The sequence below is a fragment of the Streptococcus parasanguinis genome (assembly GCF_031582885.1).
Taxonomy (GTDB): domain Bacteria; phylum Bacillota; class Bacilli; order Lactobacillales; family Streptococcaceae; genus Streptococcus; species Streptococcus parasanguinis_M.
In genome coordinates this window covers 1,364,482-1,381,989 of record NZ_CP133988.1, presented here as the reverse complement: position 1 = coordinate 1,381,989, position 17,508 = coordinate 1,364,482, and the positions used below count along the sequence as shown (strand labels likewise).

18 protein-coding genes are annotated in these 17,508 nt (G+C 38.7%); 4 read left to right on the top strand and 14 right to left on the bottom strand.

Annotated elements, in window-relative coordinates; all coding sequences use genetic code 11:
* Positions 1-11 precede the first annotated feature (11 nt).
* From RDV49_RS06545 to RDV49_RS06485, 13 genes are all read right to left on the bottom strand, one after another.
* The gene (locus RDV49_RS06545; protein ID WP_003007505.1) at positions 12-764 is read right to left on the bottom strand and encodes an HAD family hydrolase; all 753 of its coding nucleotides are present in this window, start codon (positions 762-764) and stop codon (positions 12-14) included.
* Positions 739-1,143, bottom strand: a complete 405-nt coding sequence (locus RDV49_RS06540; protein ID WP_003007506.1) for a PaaI family thioesterase — start codon at positions 1,141-1,143, stop codon at positions 739-741. Before RDV49_RS06540 ends, RDV49_RS06545 begins: the two co-directional genes overlap by 26 nt.
* A gap of 83 nt (positions 1,144-1,226) precedes the next feature.
* Positions 1,227-2,324: a hypothetical protein gene (locus RDV49_RS06535; RefSeq protein WP_003007508.1), complete on the bottom strand. Its 1,098-nt coding sequence runs from the start codon at positions 2,322-2,324 to the stop codon at positions 1,227-1,229.
* Positions 2,325-2,327: 3 nt separating this feature from the next.
* On the bottom strand, positions 2,328-3,032 hold the full coding sequence (locus tag RDV49_RS06530) for an ATP-binding cassette domain-containing protein (protein ID WP_003007510.1): 705 nt from the start codon (positions 3,030-3,032) through the stop codon (positions 2,328-2,330).
* Between the two features lie 317 nt (positions 3,033-3,349).
* A complete protein-coding gene (locus tag RDV49_RS06525; RefSeq protein WP_176745564.1) occupies positions 3,350-3,817 on the bottom strand; it encodes an 8-oxo-dGTP diphosphatase in 468 nt (155 codons plus the stop codon).
* A gap of 634 nt (positions 3,818-4,451) precedes the next feature.
* Positions 4,452-4,886, bottom strand: a complete 435-nt coding sequence (locus RDV49_RS06520) for a hypothetical protein (RefSeq protein WP_070665345.1) — start codon at positions 4,884-4,886, stop codon at positions 4,452-4,454.
* 182 nt (positions 4,887-5,068) lie between these two features.
* Positions 5,069-5,422 (bottom strand): hypothetical protein, encoded by a 354-nt coding sequence (locus RDV49_RS06515; RefSeq protein ID WP_003007526.1) that lies wholly within the window; start codon positions 5,420-5,422, stop codon positions 5,069-5,071.
* A 103-nt stretch (positions 5,423-5,525) separates the two neighbouring features.
* On the bottom strand, positions 5,526-6,149 hold the full coding sequence (locus RDV49_RS06510; protein ID WP_003007529.1) for an NAD(P)H-dependent oxidoreductase: 624 nt from the start codon (positions 6,147-6,149) through the stop codon (positions 5,526-5,528).
* A 93-nt stretch (positions 6,150-6,242) separates the two neighbouring features.
* A complete protein-coding gene (locus tag RDV49_RS06505) occupies positions 6,243-6,740 on the bottom strand; it encodes a GNAT family N-acetyltransferase (RefSeq protein ID WP_003007532.1) in 498 nt (165 codons plus the stop codon).
* Positions 6,741-6,754: 14 nt separating this feature from the next.
* Complete coding sequence (gene uvrB, locus RDV49_RS06500) at positions 6,755-8,743, bottom strand: excinuclease ABC subunit UvrB (protein WP_003007535.1); 1,989 nt, start codon at positions 8,741-8,743, stop codon at positions 6,755-6,757.
* 446 nt (positions 8,744-9,189) lie between these two features.
* Entirely contained in the window at positions 9,190-9,879 is a 690-nt protein-coding gene (locus tag RDV49_RS06495) for a hypothetical protein (RefSeq protein ID WP_003007538.1), read from the bottom strand.
* Positions 9,860-10,672 carry a hypothetical protein gene (locus tag RDV49_RS06490; RefSeq protein ID WP_003007541.1) on the bottom strand — a complete coding sequence of 271 codons (813 nt, stop codon included), beginning with the start codon at positions 10,670-10,672 and terminating at the stop codon, positions 9,860-9,862. The genes RDV49_RS06495 and RDV49_RS06490 overlap by 20 nt, the downstream gene beginning before the upstream one ends.
* A gap of 1 nt (position 10,673) precedes the next feature.
* Positions 10,674-11,384 (bottom strand): ABC transporter ATP-binding protein, encoded by a 711-nt coding sequence (locus RDV49_RS06485; protein WP_003007544.1) that lies wholly within the window; start codon positions 11,382-11,384, stop codon positions 10,674-10,676.
* A gap of 158 nt (positions 11,385-11,542) precedes the next feature.
* Here RDV49_RS06485 and RDV49_RS06480 point away from each other — a divergent pair, with 158 nt between their 5' ends.
* Together RDV49_RS06480 and RDV49_RS06475 are read left to right on the top strand one after the other, a co-directional pair.
* Entirely contained in the window at positions 11,543-12,214 is a 672-nt protein-coding gene (locus tag RDV49_RS06480) for a response regulator transcription factor (protein ID WP_003007547.1), read from the top strand.
* The gene (locus tag RDV49_RS06475; RefSeq protein ID WP_310744335.1) at positions 12,199-13,275 is read left to right on the top strand and encodes a sensor histidine kinase; all 1,077 of its coding nucleotides are present in this window, start codon (positions 12,199-12,201) and stop codon (positions 13,273-13,275) included. The genes RDV49_RS06480 and RDV49_RS06475 overlap by 16 nt, the downstream gene beginning before the upstream one ends.
* 102 nt (positions 13,276-13,377) lie before the next feature.
* Here the strand turns inward: RDV49_RS06475 and RDV49_RS06470 are convergent, their stop codons facing one another.
* Positions 13,378-14,316 (bottom strand): CPBP family intramembrane glutamic endopeptidase, encoded by a 939-nt coding sequence (locus tag RDV49_RS06470; protein ID WP_037607926.1) that lies wholly within the window; start codon positions 14,314-14,316, stop codon positions 13,378-13,380.
* Between the two features lie 262 nt (positions 14,317-14,578).
* Between RDV49_RS06470 and RDV49_RS06465 the strand changes: the two genes are divergently transcribed.
* Together RDV49_RS06465 and RDV49_RS06460 are read left to right on the top strand one after the other, a co-directional pair.
* Entirely contained in the window at positions 14,579-16,762 is a 2,184-nt protein-coding gene (locus tag RDV49_RS06465) for an amino acid ABC transporter substrate-binding protein/permease (RefSeq protein WP_003007559.1), read from the top strand.
* Positions 16,762-17,502 carry an amino acid ABC transporter ATP-binding protein gene (locus RDV49_RS06460; RefSeq protein ID WP_003007564.1) on the top strand — a complete coding sequence of 247 codons (741 nt, stop codon included), beginning with the start codon at positions 16,762-16,764 and terminating at the stop codon, positions 17,500-17,502. The genes RDV49_RS06465 and RDV49_RS06460 overlap by 1 nt, the downstream gene beginning before the upstream one ends.
* Positions 17,503-17,508: the final 6 nt, after the last annotated feature.

The following is a 17,508-nucleotide window of genomic DNA, read 5'->3' as shown; positions in this document are numbered from 1 at the left end:
GATGATATCTTTCAATCTTCTTGCAATTCTTGAATATCCCGAATCACGCGCACGCCTGTTTGATTCTTCTCGCGCAGTTCAGTATCAGAGTATGGAAAGGTATTGATCAAGATACTCTCCATGCCGATACTTTGGGCGACAGCGACATCTGTTGTAAAGTCATTCCCCACCATGACCGTTTTTTCAGGGTTCAACTGGTGTTCTTTCAGCACTTCCAAGAGGAACTCTGGCTGAGGTTTGCGAACACCTGCATCTGATGACAAGTGAATGGCATGGAAAAGTTCTCTCAAGCCTACTAAATCAATCTCAGGATTGGTAAATTCTGCTTGGGCATTGGATAAGAGATAGATCCGGCAACCTGCAGTTTTCATATCCTCTAATACTTCTTTTGTGTGAGGATAAAGCTCCAATCGTTTGCGAGAAAGGACACGGAAAGTCCGTGCAATCAAACGTCCCCACTCTTTGAGGTGGGCAACACTGTTTCCACTAGGAAGACTTTCTAAATACAATTGCACAAAAATGACCGTCAGATCAATCTCAGGATGGGCAACTTGTTTTTCCTTGGCCAAGTCTGCTTCGGCTTGCTGCACCAACTCTCTATAACGCAGGCGCAGACCTTCTCCTGTGTAACTTGCCCCGTAGGATTGGTAAATCTGAGCCATGGTATCCCATAAAACTGGACTTGACTCATCGGTTTCGATGTCGACCAAGGTTCCATAAAAATCAAAAATATAATTTTTAAATGCGTACTTGTGCGGATTCATCTCTCACTCCCGTAACAAACATCGTAAAGGTTGCCTTGCAGACATTGACACCGTCTTGATTGGTAATATCAACATCCACAACTCGAGTCGTCCGTCCACTGTGGACACATTCGCCATGGATCGTGAGGACATCCCCCAGACGCCCTGCTTTCAAGTAATTGATGGAGGATTGCAAGGTCACACCATCGACTCCCTGAGAAATCACGACCAAACCACTGATCTGGTCACACAGGGTAAAGAGGTAGCCTCCATGCGCATTTCCATAATAATTGAGGGATGATTCAACGACCTTGGTTGACACCACTACATGGCCATCTCTCATCTTTTCAATTTCGTAATTTTCAAATGCAGCAATTGCATCAAAGTGAAAATCTTTCATATACTTGCCACCTTTTCTAGCATCTTTTCAACTCCTCTATCATACTACAATTAAGATCTAGATACAAGCGAAGGAGCAATTCCTTAGAAACAGAAAAGGAGACTCCAACTAAGTAAGAAGACGATACTAGGAACAATGTATTTTCGTGGGTGCTTCCAACATTCCCTCTTTAAATTCCATTTTCTTAAAGGGAAATAGATTTCAATAAGTAAGTGCAAAAAAGCTTCCACTACTGCTAGAATCATGACTCCTAGTAAAAATAGAATCCCCAAATTAGGCATGACCACCATTTTTAATAATAGAGCAACAAATAGATTCACAGCTAAGAAATAAGTCAGCAATACACGGTAATACATCAAGTAAAAGAACCGACTCTTAGGAAGTGACTTAACATGATCAATCAAATCTTTATCCGCGGAAATGAGGGTGGTTAATGGCGTATTGACAGAAGCCATCGTTAAAAGAATGATGATTTTTAAAGGAGCATTATAATCCTGTATCAGAATGAGAAGGAGGAATATGAGAGTAAAGACAAAATTGATGGAAAAATAGCGCTCTTGAAACAAGGAAAGCCAAAAATAATTGCCACTTCTTCTCTTTGCGACGAGCAACTGATCATTTTTTGAAATCGCGATCAAGTCCTCATTTTTAAAAATTAAGACAGCAAGGAGGACTGACAGTAAGATCATATAGGACACTTGTTGGACCCATAAAGAAGAGACTGTAAGAACAGTCGTTACAAAAATGAGCACCCCTCCTAGAAAACTGGGCCTTGTATTGAACTGGATAAAGATATAAAACATACTCAATACCACCAGTAAAGATAGGAGGGCAAGCTTAAAGGATTGTGGCAGGTCTAACTTGACTCCCAAAAAGAGGATCAATAACAGCACGCGCTCTAACAAATTGAGAAGAAAGGTTACCGTCAGAAAAGAACCTTTGAAACTATTGAGAGACAAAGGAAGCTGGTAATAGGCCTGGACCCTGTCCATCGAAAAGTAGGAATAGAGCAATTGAAAGGTTGATAGAGCAGTGACAATAGCCGTACTGATGAATAAGACTTGAAAGCTCGTAGAAAATTTGGCCCCAACAACATGGTAATAAAGAGCAAAGGCTAAGGAAGTCAAGAACAAGAAGAACCGATTTTTGGATACCAAATCTCTAAAAATTGCTAGTAGCATGCTCTACCTCCTCTGACGATTGACGTCATGAAACCAATCTTCTAAATTCGATTCGATCGCGTCTAGGTGACCATCTTCAATGTAATAAGCTGTATCACAGACTCGAACGATACTCTCTGCGATATGCGAACTCATCAGAATAGAGCCTTCTTCTTTATACTGCAATAGCAAACCATATAGAAATTCTGTCGCATCAAAATCAAGGCCATCAAATGGTTCGTCCAAAATAAGGAGGGAAGGTTTGAGATAAAAAGCTGTGATCAGGAAGACTTTCTTCTTATTTCCCGTTGACAAACTACCGATATCGGTGTTGAGAAATTCTTCAAAATGAAAACCTGAGATCAGGTCCTGCAATACCTTTTCATCTCTCTTTCGAAGATACAAACGACAGACAAAATTAAAATAATGAACAAAATCCCAGTTTAAAAAACTATTGTTTTCAGTAAAAACTGTATAGGTACGGCTCCTATAGAAATTCGTATGAAAAGATGTCACCTTGTCTTCAATGGTAACAGTCTCAACTGCATACTGCCGATGATCAAAGACACTACTTAAAGCTTTTAGCAAGGTTGTCTTCCCAGCTCCATTTCGACCAATCAACCCTACTACAGAATGATTGGGTACAAGCAGATTCGTGTCTTTTATAACGGGCTTGTCTTTTTTATACCAAACGTTTAGCCCCTTGATGTTTAAACACTCACTCTTCATCGACGCACTCCTTTATAAAGGTAAGAAGCCCCAACTAAAAGCAACAGCAAAGCGTATAACCATTCCTTTTGAAAGGTAAAGACTAAGGCACCGATCAAGAAGCAAATTCCTATAAGGATTCTAAATTGTAATTTCATATCTTGCCTTCTTTCTATTCACAGTATGAAAGATTACAATTGTATTTTATGCTTATACTATAGTACTTTTTTAAAGCAGATTCAAGCACTAATGGAACATTCTCAATGCTTTAGGCAACATTTTATCTTTGAAGAGAAATTTGAAGAGAAAAAAGAACTAGATACCTCTAGCCCCTTTACTTAAAATCTTAATTTTTCCCAGTCGTCGTCTGTCCGTTTGCGATAATAGTACTCGGATAAATCTGGGTCTTCCATCACTTCCAGCAGAGGAAGCATGTCGTAGGATAAGTCCAACTTTTCTAATTGGTCCTTCTCAACCCAAGAAACTTCTCCTTCTTCAGACGATCTGAGCTGGCCTGTAAATTCTGTTGCTTTGTAGCAAAAGACAATATAGCGTCCTCCCTCATCTGGCTCCCAGTCTTTGACTGCAACCAGTTTTGGATCTGCAATTGTCAGTCCTGTCTCTTCGTAGACTTCACGAATGACGGATTCAGCAAGACTTTCTCCTTCCTCGATATGGCCACCTGGAAAAGCATGGCCAGCCCAGTGAGTCTTTTCAGGTGAGCGGTATTGGAGGACTACTTTCCTATTTTCAAGATCTTCGACCATGCAAAGATTGCACAGTATAGTAGGCGTTGTACGTGACATATATTTCCTTTCTATGATATTGACAATTAATCAATATAAACTTTCTTCTCTATTTCTTTCTTCGTGCCAAAGAGATTGATTAATTCATGGTAAGCTGGGAATTGCAATAAAGGCTGTTCGTATAAAAAAATTACATCACCTTCCAAACGATAGTTCATGATTGAAAATTCAACAGTTGAGGCTACCTGAAATATCGCGAAACTAACCATAAAAATACCAAATCCAACTATAACAGTTAGGAAATGGAGAAAGGTATGAGTTTCTTTAAATGACCTTTTTTATAAAAAAACCATGGGTGAAAAAATATAGTGATAAATAGTAAAGAAAACCATTTGTTCAACAAAAAATGAATAAACGATAAACCTAAACTTTGCAAATATATCTGTCCAATCCAAATCACAAAAAATAGGAGATATAATACAATAAAAAACACATTTAGTCACTTTTACATGATTGAAGCTCATTTATACCATTGCTTTGTTTTTTCATTATACTTCTATCCCTTACGGGAAAAAACAGCAAAAGTTTAAAAATACTTTCTACATTCTCTTGGTTCCTAATGACAATCTTAACCGTAATCTGTACATACAAATGAGATAGATGAAATAATGAATAAGAAAAAACAACTTTCTGATTAGTACCCTTCATCACTATATTTCGCTTTTATTTTCATAATAAAAGGATTGACTAGTTCATAGTAATCACGACTTCTTATAGGGATCACCCCATGGGGAATTTCAACATAATTCCCTTGGATTTCCGCACTATGATAGATTGGAGGGATCATAGTATTTTCATTATCGGAAAAGGACAGGCATAGAAAACCCCAAAAAAATAAAGTAAAAATGAAACTAAAAATGAATGAGAAAGCATGAACCGATTCAGCTCCACTCTTTTTATAAAAGTTGCTCCAAATATGGCAAAATAATACGAAAAACAGAGAGTCAAACCACAAACTGCAGAGAATCGGAATAAAGGATAGACCAAAAACAACCAATAGTAATTCAATGACTAAAAAAATTAGAGAGAATAAATAAAACATTTTAAAACCATTTAACCGCTTAAGCATAGAGAAGCCTCCTTATTTAGAAATGCTGTAACTAACTATATTATAAAGTTAATTCAGAGGTTCGTCAATGTGCATTGAGTGGATACCCTCATTTGAGAATTTTCACTTCCATTTCTGGTGGGTTACTAATTTCTAAGGACAAAAAAAACTCCGCTTTCAAGGTTGAAAGTGGAGTTTTTCCCTTAAATAAAGATCAACAGAATATGGACTGCCAACCGTAGCCAATGATCAATGAGAGGCGTTTCCGGATTACTATTTTTGCTATCTAAGAATAGGCTAAGAGATAACAAAAGCAAAGCAAGGGCAATAACTAGTTTAAGAGATAGCATCATACCTCCAATAGCAAGAGCCGCTAGAAAGCCAAAAAATGGCAATGGACTAAATAAAAATGCCAAAAATCTGAAATAGAACATAAACAAAGAGAGAATCAATAGGCCGTAAACAATTACCTTAGTAAAAATAGAGACCCTTTTTCCTTCATTTTTCATTTTGGATAGTGAAAGAACGACATAGATCATATAGATAAATAGCAGCATATTGAATCATCCCTATGTTTTATAAATTATATTAATAGTTTAACTAAAACCTATTCAAAATACAACTAAAGACACTAACTTATCAGTAGTCTCCCATCTCTGATCAAAGTTTCTTCACTTCTGCTGCGACCTTTTGGAAATGCTGTTCCCGAATGCTAGCAGTGTTCACATCCCGTCCAACCTCTCCCAAGATACACACGCGTTTGGTTTTAATCCCACAGTGGTTCAAGACGGCATTTTTCAAAACAGAAATGCCATAACTATCAGGAATGTTGAGAGGGCCTGAAAAGATCTTGTACCACCAAGTAGGCGCCATGGAGGTCGCATAAATACTGGCTGTTTTTCCTTTGAGCAACTTCTTGAATTGCTTGCCTCTGAGGTAATTCCAGATAAAGCTTCCCTGATCATTGGCCGAGTAGGCAATCCCCGGTGTAAAGACCCGGTCGATCCAGCCCTTCATAAGGCTCGGCATACTACTCCACCAGATGGGATAAACAAAGATCAGGTGATCCGCCCACTGGATCCATTCTTGAGAACGAAGGATAAAAGGATCTTCCTCCATCCGCTTTCGATAGCCATAGCGAAGGACCGGATCAAAGTCTTCTTCATTGAGATTAATAGTTATAATCTCATGACGGCTTGTGTCCAAATTGCTTACAATGGTTTGGAAAATAGCCTGACAGTAACTTTCCTTATCCGGATGCCCATTGATGACTAGAATCTTCATTCGTCTTCTCCTTCATCTCTTTGGTTCATTCTATCTCTTTTATATTTTTACTTGATTAATTGATAATGGTTCAAAGATTGATAGATACGTCCTTTAGGAATTTTTATTTGAAGAACATATCATCCGCAATTCCTTAACAGGTTTTCCAAGTTTAAGTATTTGTTCTTGGCCATCAAAAGTAAAACCCATTTTTTGATAGAAAGCAATGGCTCGCTTATTATCTTTCAATACCCATAAATAAATTTCAGAGAATTGATCAAGAGCAACAAATGCAGCATGCATTAACTGTTTACTCACACCTTTTCCATAGTAATCTTTTAAAACATATAGGGCGATGATTTCACCAGCTTGAATGGCTTCATCACGAAAATTTCCATAGCTGATAAATCCAACGACCTTCTTTCCATCCATCGCAATCAAGGTATTTTCTGGATATTTTTGACTAAAGAATCGACATTTTTCTAATGTCATCGTCTCCTGAAAATCCGCGGGTAAAAGATCGTCATAAGCCTCTCTCCACGTTTGCAAATGAACGAGAGATTTTCCTTCTATCTCTTCAGGAGTTTCCATTGCTTTAATGATAATCTTCATTCGCTTTATCCTTTCTAATCCAAGGCCTTCACTTCCAACATCATATCGCGGATTTGGGCTGCCAATTCGAAATCAAGCACTTCGACGGCTTCTTGCATTTGACCTTGCAGTTTCTTGACCAGTTCTTTGCGCTCTTGGCGGTTGAGACTGGTGATATCCACTTCCTTGTCTTCTTCCTTGGCCACAGCCTTAGTAACAGAAATAAGATCTCGGATTTCCTTTTTGATGGTTTGTGGCACAATGCCATGCTCTTCGTTATAGGCCATCTGAATCTGGCGACGGCGGGCCGTTTCATCGATGGCTTTTTGCATAGACTGGGTTATGGTGTCCGCATACATGATCACGTGCCCCTCACTATTACGGGCTGCACGACCGATGGTCTGGATCAGTCCACGCTCATTACGGAGGAAACCTTCCTTGTCCGCATCGAGAATGGCCACCAGACTAACTTCTGGTACGTCAATCCCTTCCCGAAGCAGGTTGATACCGACCAAGACATCAAAGACCCCTAAACGCAAATCACGAATAATCTCCGTCCGCTCCAAGGTCTTAATGTCCGAGTGCATGTATTTGACTTTAACACCCATTTCCTTGAAGTAGTCGGTCAAGTCTTCTGCCATCTTCTTGGTCAGGGTAGTGACAAAGGTCCGCTCTCCACGTTCTACACGCGCATTGATCTCTCCCAAGAGATCGTCCATTTGTCCCATGGTAGGGCGCACTTCCACTTCTGGATCCAGAAGACCAGTTGGACGAATAATCTGCTCGATGACGGTGTCCGTTTGTTCCATCTCATAGTCACCTGGTGTCGCTGACACATAGACAATCTGGTGGACATGGCTTTCAAACTCTTCACGACGCAGTGGCCGGTTGTCCAAGGCAGACGGCAAACGGAAGCCATAGTTGACCAACATCTCCTTGCGTGAGCGGTCTCCATTGTACATACCCTTGATTTGGCCCATGGTCATGTGGCTTTCATCAATCATGATGAGGAAATCTTCAGGGAAGAAATCCAAAAGGGTGTACGGTGGCTCTCCTTCACTCCGGCCATCCATATGACGAGAGTAGTTTTCGACACCATTGGTATAGCCCATCTCTCGCAACATTTCAATATCATACTCAGTCCGTTGTTTCAGGCGTTGGGCTTCTAAAAGCTTACCTTCTTTTTCAAAGACTTTTAACTGCTCCTCTAGTTCCGCCTGAATCTTGGCAATGGCCACTTCCATATGGTCGTCATTGGTCACGAAGTGAGTAGCTGGGAAGATCGCTAAGTGGTCCACATCTCCTAGAACCTGGCCGGTCAAAGCTTCAATCTCACGAATCCGCTCAATCTCATCCCCGAAAAACTCGACTCGAAAGGCATGCTCATCACGCGAAGCTGGGAAAATCTCGACCACATCTCCACGGACACGGAATTTCCCCCGTTGAAAGTCGATATCATTGCGTTCAAACTGGATGTCCACCAGGTCATTGAGCAAACGATCACGAGAAATCTCCAGACCTGGACGCAGGCTGACCACGCTGTCGGAATATTCCTTAGGCGAACCCAACCCATAGATACATGAAACAGACGCAACTACAATAACGTCATTTCGTTCTAAAAGAGCGGAGGTTGCTGAGTGACGAAGCTTGTCAATCTCATCATTGACCGAGCTATCTTTTTCGATATAGGTATCACTCGATGGCACATAGGCTTCAGGCTGGTAGTAATCGTAGTAAGATACGAAGTACTCGACCGCATTTTCAGGGAAAAATTCCTTAAACTCCCCATAGAGCTGGCCCGCTAGGGTTTTATTGTGGGCGATGACCAGGGTCGGCTTATTGACCTGGGCAATGACCTGACTCATAGTATATGTCTTCCCCGTACCAGTTGCCCCCATCAAGATTTGGGCCTTTTCACCACCCTCGATGTTATCCACCAACTGTTCAATGGCCTGCGGTTGATCCCCAGACGGTTGGTATTTGGAGACTAGTTTAAATTTGTTGTCTGTTACTCGATTAATCATCTCTTTGTCCTCACATATATAGACCTTATTTTACCATAAATCACCAGAATTCTCTGAGATGAGGAATGAAGAGAGAAGACAATATGTTACAGAACGATCCATTAAATTGGTACATGAGCGAATTACAATCTAATTAATTGGACACGCATTAGCATAAAAACTAAACAAGACTCTCGCAATTACTTCGAAAGTCTTGTCTTTTATTCTAAAACCATGCAATACGTAACAAGAGGCTGGGACAAAAGTCATAGCCTCTTAATTGTTTTTGGATTGTCGAACAAGACGCAGTGGTTGAGTGGGCTATACTACGCTGATTTCATCAGCTTTTACAGCCCTACTCAACTGTGCGGAGGTGGGACGACGAAATCGAATTCTAACGAATGACCGATTTCTGTCCCACTATCCCAAAATTAGAAAAGTTTGCTCATCAGTATCATTTTTATTTACTACTTAACTTCTTGATTCCTTATCAAGAGGTAGAGAGTTGCTCCAAGTGAACATACAAATCCAATAATGTAAGTACAGAGTTGCAAATAGGAAGCTCTCCCTAATATTGTATCTGCAACAATATTATAAAATAGGTAACTAGTCAATGGTTCCACTACTCTTTCTATGAATGGTTGTACTAAAATAGGAAATAGCAATAAAATAGCTAAACTCCCCATTGGACTTTTGAAAAAATAACTTAAAAAGTAAGAAATCAAAAAGTATTGGATGGAGCCAATCAAATAGAAGCTGAAAATTTCTAAACTGACACCATTTTCGCTACTAAAAAAATGAAACCATATAAGCAATACAATGAAATACAAGGTTGATTGTAGTACTACATCACATAACTCTACGAACAGGATCCGAATTGAACTTAAGATCCTTTTTCCACTTACCAAATAAACTAGTTTTGTTTCGTGTGATTGTAACTCAACAAATGCATTAACACACCCAATACTAACAGAGAGCATTGAGGCAAAAACAAGAGCTTGCTTTATAGATAATTGTACAACAGTATCATTGATTGAAACTGGTAACACACCGAAGAGACACACAAAACCTATCAAAAGTGACTGTATAGCTATCTGGTACTTTACGGGTTTTAAACTATATTTTTTGACGATAAGACTAAATAATATTCTTGCCATTCTTCCTCCTCATTCGAATTATTTCTACAACCATTATGAACACCAAGAACAAGAACCCTTCTACTACTAAAAGTGTAAAACCGTACAATTGGCTCGTTTGAGTCCCTTCAATTCGACCAAATGCAAATGACTTTGCTCCAATCAAAGGCAATAGATTTTCTATTTTAGAGGAAATTCCTCTTAGAATACCTGATAAGGTGATTACCAATAATAAAACGTCTGCAATTAATGCAGTCATTGATTTTTTCGTTATGATTACGAAAAGTAAAGCTAATAAAGTAAGAACGATTGCAAATATCATAACCCTTACCGTGACATCTAAAAACAATGTCAATTCTAAAAAATTCTTTAGAGTTGAATCTAGAAAAACGAATAAAATAACAGCGTTTACTATAGAAAATATTAAAGTAGAGAGTAACGATAGGACAATCGAACTTGCAATAAACCCAGTAAGACGAACTTTCCAGTTAGGAATCAATAACTGGCTAAAATAATCATCACCAAATTGATAATGGGTTGAATAAACAAGTGAAACAATAATTGGCAAGAAAATAACACTTGCTTGGTAGGGTGAAGATAAGAGAGCATCCCTGACTGTATACACTGGATTCGATGATAACATAGATGGATCAAGGTTAACCGCTCGGCCATTTCCTTCTACTAAGGCATTTATCACCTGGATATTTTGAATTGTAAAAAATATGCTGACTCCCAAAATAAGAAAAAAAGTAAATTTAAAAGTAGGTAAACTACAATATTTATAGAGGTCACTAAAAAAGGAACGCTTCAACATATTATGCACCTTCTTTCCCTTCGAGCGCCTTAAAATATGCTTCCTCAAAAGATCCAAACTCTTTCAAAATGTCTTTTGTAGGAGCATCAATAACGATCTTCCCATTAGAAATACCAACCAAATGATCTACAGTTAATTCTAACTCACTCATATAATGACTTGTCATTAAGACAGTTTTACCTTCATTGACAAAAGATTGTAAAAAATTGCGTACCCAGCGTATACCCTCTGGATCTAGTCCATTGATTGGTTCATCTAAAATTAAGATATCAGGATTTGCTAATAAGGCTGTTGCTAAACCAAGACGTTGCTTCATTCCTAATGAATAGTCTTTTACTTTTTTATTTTTAGCTTCACTTAACCCCACCAACTCTAAACATTCCTTGCACCTATTTCTATCAACCCCACAGGCCAAGCCAATCCACCGAAGATGCTGAAATCCAGTTCTGGTTGGGTAAGGTTGGCAACTGTCAAGGAACGATCCAACAATACAAAAAGGATTATCTCCCAATTGAGAGTATTTTTTTCCATCGATCAACGCCATTCCCATTTGACTATTTTCTAAACCAAGTAAAATTCTAATTAAAGTTGATTTTCCAGATCCATTTGGTCCAATCAATCCAGTAATCTCACCTTTCTTAGCTTTGAAAGACACGTTTTGAAGGACAATTTTATTATTATATTCCTTATGTAGCTTTTGAATTGTTATCATTCATTCTTTTTCCTTTCTGACTTTTAGTGAAATTCCACCTTCACTTGGAGCAAGTATAACAGGAGAAAATCAGGAAAATCTCAGAATAATAATTTTTTTCATTTCTAACAAATTGCATTCCATATTTGCTATAATATGCTCATATAATTGGAGGAACTATGAAGTATAAAATTTTAGCCATTGACGATGATGAAAAAATCTTACGATTAATAGCGAATGCATTAAGAGCGAACAACTTCCACGTGGAAACTCGTAAATATATAGAGGAAATCAATATCTGTGACTTTACTGGATTCGATCTAATTTTACTTGACGTTATGATGCCTATTTCTGGTTTAGAAATCTGTCGCTCCATTCGTCCACAAATTGCTACCCCAATCCTATTTCTAACCGCTAAAGATTTTGAAGAAGATTTACTAAAAGGGATTCAAGCTGGGGCAGATGATTACATCACAAAACCATTCAGCATTAAAGAATTCATTGCAAGAATTCAAATGCATCTTCGTAGAGAAGAAAGATCAAATCATGCCTCTAAAGAAGAGATAGATTCAAATATAACTTTTTATCGAGATAGTCAAGAAGTTTATTATCAATCAAAGAGAATTTCATTAACTAAGCGAGAGTTTGATTTACTTTATCTTTTAGCAAAAAATGAGAACCGAATATTTAGCATAGAAGAACTTTACAATTACCTCTATCCTGTAGACTCTGATGCACAACTACGATCCATTACTGAATACATCTATCAAATCAGACAAAAATTTAAGATTCATCAAATTGATCCTATTAAAACAGTATGGGGAGGAGGATACAAATGGAAAAAGAATTGACAATCAAGCAACTCATTAAGCGTACCTACCTTAAAATCATTTGGCAATTTCTTCTATGTCTGATACTTTTTTACGTAGTTCCAGCTCTTCTATCTTCTGTATCTGGAATTAATGAGAAAAATGCCAATCACTTTGCTTTATTTTTTAGCGTCAGTTCTTGGATTTATCTTTGCATCATTTTAATTTTTATCATTGTAATAAATATTAGACGGTTATTAACCAAGATTCAAAAAGAAATGAACATGGTTTATCATAGTGGTCTATATTTCACCAAAAATGAACATCACCATTTGCAGATTAAAGAATTCATTGAAACAAACGATCTGATCGAAAAAATGCAATCTGAAATAAAAAATAGAATTCAAAATGAAAAAGATCAAAAAAAAGAACTCATGTTTCAAGTATCTAGCGCTGCACATGATCTTCGAACTCCTCTAACTGTCATCAGAGGAAATGCTGAATTCTTACAATCTACCAAGCAAACACCCCAAATAATGGAATGTCTAAAAGATCTTGAGCAAGCAAGTATTCAGTTAAACGAGTATTTTGATCACTTCATCCAATACTCCAAAACCTTTTATGACCATGATATTCAACTTGAAAACATATCAATTAAACAAGTAACTTATCAATTGAAAAATCAAATCACTCCTTTACTCCCTAGAAATACACAATTTGTTTTTACAAACACAGTAACCCCATCGACCCAAATTGCAATTCATTCCAATCTATTTATCCGTGCAATCACAAATATTATTAATAATGCAACACAACATCAAAATGAAAATGATGCGCAAATCCACCTAACAATTTCACAAGAAAATAATCGATTAGTTCTAACTATATGGAATAATCAATCTAGTTTTTCAAAAAATATACTACAACATGCTGGAAATCTTTTCTGTAAAGATGACCAAGCAAGAACACCTTCTCAAGAAAGTCACTTTGGACTTGGTTTATCTTTCGTGAAACGCGTCATGAAACTTCATAATGGAACTATGCATTTAGAAAATACTCATAATGGTGCACAAGTCAAGCTAATCATTCCCATTATTATATAGAAAAAGCCGAACTCATCAATATGTGTTCGACTCAGAATGCAGACAAACGTCATTTTTGGTGTTTGTCTTTTTCATATATGACTTTCAGACATTACACAGAGGTTAGTCATCAAACTTTTCTTTCCTCTCACCTAAGCGATAGACAATCACTAGGGATACAAGAAGAACCAAAGTAGTGATAATCGATCCTTCTGCACCAAATGCCCCTCCGGTCAACCAATCAGGACCAGATCCCATGCTAAAGCTAAAAATCGAGGCATCTGCGCCCGTACCACTGACTTGAAAACCAAGGAGATTTCCTTGTACATAGTTCCAAGTGCCGTGTTGGGCGACCACTAGCCAGATACTATCCGTATAGATAAAAAGCAGACCAGCCAGCACTCCATCGAGGATGATATTCAGAACGGATAAGAAGGTCACTCCTGCATTTCCCATATGCAGAATGCCAAAGAGACTACTAGAAATCGCGATCGCTAAAGGCAGATTAGTTCTTGCAGCAATCCGAGTCAGAAGCCAACCTCGCGTCGCTACTTCTTCCGTCCCCCCTTGCAGAAGCCAAAATGGAAATAATCCTAGGATAAAAAGCAAGGGCTCTAAACTGAGCTCATTTAACACAAAAGACCCGATGCCACTTACTTGGTAGACAAGCGCGATCACTCCCATTTGAATAAGTGAAATCACGATCCCCCAGACTAGATACTTGAGCCAATTTCTTTTTACAAAGCCTAAGCTTGATAAAGTATTCTTCTCTATGACCTTCACCCAAAAAATAAAGAGAAATAGTATGATTACAAAACTGAAAAGCTCATAATAGAGAAGATAATGGTAGAAAAATTCTTGAATACTTGCTGTCCCATTTCCTGGTGAAAAGAACTCCGCCAGAAAACCTATCACTAAGGAAAATGGTCCCACCAATTCACTACTAAGCCATAGTCCCCCTTCTATAAAGAAGGAGGCTAAAAATACATAGAATAGTGTAGAAATAAGAACTGGCATAGATGTGTTTGTTTTTATATCCTGAATGATCTTTCCTTTCTTCATGATCAACCTCCATTTATCTAATAGGTCCATTGTAGCAAAGAAAATCAAGAGCTGCAATATCGTTTCATGTCAGAAAACCTAACATGACAACTCGATTTTTCTTGCAAAGTAAAGTCTTTTCTGATATAATAGCTTCTGTAGAAAAACATAAGACCATTCATACTCGTTTTGGTATGAATGATTTGTTTTTTTAAGGCCATCCTTTGGTCAATGTGCTCATGGGTCAAATACCCAAAGAGAAAAGAATTAAAAGGAGACAGAAATGAAGAAAAAATTACTAGCATGTTTGCTGTTCTTATTTCCATTCGTTGCATTCGCTGGTCATGCTCATGCTGAAACGATCAAGGTCGTTTTCGACACAGCTTATGCACCATTTGAATTTAAGGATTCAGATCAAACCTATAAAGGAATTGACGTAGAGATCTTGGACAAGGTCGCTGAAATCAATGGCTGGGATTTGGACAAATCCTTCCCAGGATTTGATGCAGCGGTCAATGCAGTTCAAGCTGGTCAAGCAGATGCCATCATGGCCGGTATGACCAAAACAACAGAACGTGAAAAAGTCTTCACCATGTCTGATACTTACTACGATACAAAAGTTGTCATCGCGACTACGAAAGCCGATAAAATCACGAAGTACAGCCAATTAAAAGGGAAGACAGTCGGTGTTAAAAACGGAACTGCAGCCCAACGCTTCCTCGATAAAAACAAGGACAAGTACGGCTACAAGATCAAGACTTTTGATACCGGTGATCTCATGTATAACAGTTTATCAGCTGGTGCAGTGGATGCAGTCATGGATGACCAACCTGTTATTCAATACGCCATCCAAAAGGGTCAGGACCTAGCTATCAATATGGACGGGGAAGCAGTCGGTGGCTTTGCCTTTGGTGTTAAAAAAGGTGGCAATCATGAAAAGTTGATCACTGAATTTAACAAGGCTCTCGCTCAAATGAAAGCTGATGGAACACTTGATGAGATCATCAAGAAATGGACAGGTGAAAGCCAATCATCAAGTAACAGTGCCGTTCCAGAAACAACTACTCCTGCTGGTCAAAAAGCAACTCCTAAAAAATCAAAATATGTAATTTCAAGTGACTCATCTTTTGCACCATTTGTCTTCCAAAATGGAAAAAACAAATACACAGGGATCGATATGGACTTGATCAAGGCTATTGCCAAAGACCAAGGATTTACCATCGAGATTAATAATCCTGGATTTGACGCAGCGGTAAGTGATGTCCAATCCGGCCATGCGCAAGGAATGATTGCAGGGATGACCGTAACAGATGCTCGGAAAGAAACATTTGATTTTTCTGAACCATACTACACAGCCAATTCTATTCTAGCTGTTCAAGAAAGCAGCAAGATTGATTCATATGATGACCTAAAAGGAAAGACAGTCGGTGTTAAAAACGGTACTTCCTCACAAAACTTCCTTGAAGAAAACCAAAAGAAATATGGTTACAAGATCAAAACGTTCTCTGACGGAGCTTCTATGTACGATAGTTTGAATTCTGGTTCTGTCGCAGCGATCATGGATGACGAACCTGTTATCAAATACGCTATTAAACAAGGACGTAAATTCAAAACACCTATCGAAGGAACTCCAAGTGGTCAACTAGCATTTGCCGTTAAGAAGGGTGAAAATCCTGAATTGATCGAAATGTTCAATAACGGTCTTGCAAACTTGAAGAAAAGCGGTCAATACCAAAAGATTCTCGATAAATACCTTAAAGCAGATAGCAAATCAAGTACTTCAAGTACAACAGCAGATGAAACAACGATCTGGGGCTTACTTCAAAACAACTACAAACAATTGTTAAGTGGTTTGGGTGTGACTCTTGCCCTTGCACTTCTCTCCTTCGCCATTGCTATGGTGATCGGTGTTATCTTTGGGATGTTTAGTGTTAGCCCTTATAAATGGCTCCGCTGGACAGCAGAAATCTTTGTCGATGTTATTCGCGGGATCCCACTCATGATCCTTGCTGCCTTCATCTTCTGGGGAATTCCAAACTTGATTGAATCGGTCACAGGTCATCAATCCCCAATCAACGACTTTGTCGCAGGTACCATTGCCCTCTCTCTCAATGCGGCTGCTTATATTGCAGAAATTGTTCGAGGAGGGATCCAAGCTGTACCGATTGGACAGATGGAAGCCAGCCGAAGCCTGGGGATCTCTTATGGCAAAACCATGCGCAAGATCATCTTGCCACAAGCAACCAAACTCATGCTTCCAAACTTTGTTAACCAATTCGTCATTGCCCTGAAAGATACGACTATTGTGTCTGCGATCGGATTGGTAGAACTCTTCCAAACTGGTAAGATTATCATCGCTCGAAACTATCAAAGTTTCAAGATGTATGCGATCCTTGCCGTCTTCTACCTCGTGATTATCACCTTGCTAACACGATTTGCAAAAAAATTAGAAAAGAAGGTTAACTAATGGCTAAATTAAAAATTGATGTCCATGACCTCCACAAATACTATGGTGAAAATGAGGTCTTAAAAGGAATCTCAACAAAATTCTACGAAGGGGATGTGGTCTGCATTATCGGACCGTCCGGTTCTGGTAAATCGACCTTCCTTCGTAGTCTCAATCTCCTCGAAGAAGTGACAAAAGGTCAAATTACCGTAAATGGATATGATCTAACCGATCCAAAAACCAATGTTGATTTGGTCCGTGAAAATATCGGGATGGTTTTCCAACACTTCAACCTCTTCCCTCACATGAGCGTCCTTGAAAACATTATGTTTGCGCCAGTAGAGCACAAACTAATGACACGTGAAGAAGCTCAAAAAGTCGGGATGGAATTGTTGGAAAAAGTTGGTCTCGCAGATAAAGCCGATGCCAATCCAAACAGCCTTTCCGGTGGTCAAAAACAACGTGTGGCCATTGCCCGTGGACTCGCCATGAATCCAGATATTATGCTCTTTGACGAACCTACTTCTGCCCTTGACCCTGAGATGGTTGGAGATGTATTGAACGTTATGAAAGAGTTGGCAGAGCAAGGCATGACCATGATCATCGTTACTCATGAAATGGGATTTGCCCGCCAAGTAGCCAACCGCGTCATCTTCACGGCTGATGGTGAATTCCTCGAAGACGGCAAACCAGATCAAATCTTCGACAACCCACAACACCCACGTTTGAAAGAATTCTTGGATAAGGTTCTAAACGTTTAAAAAAAT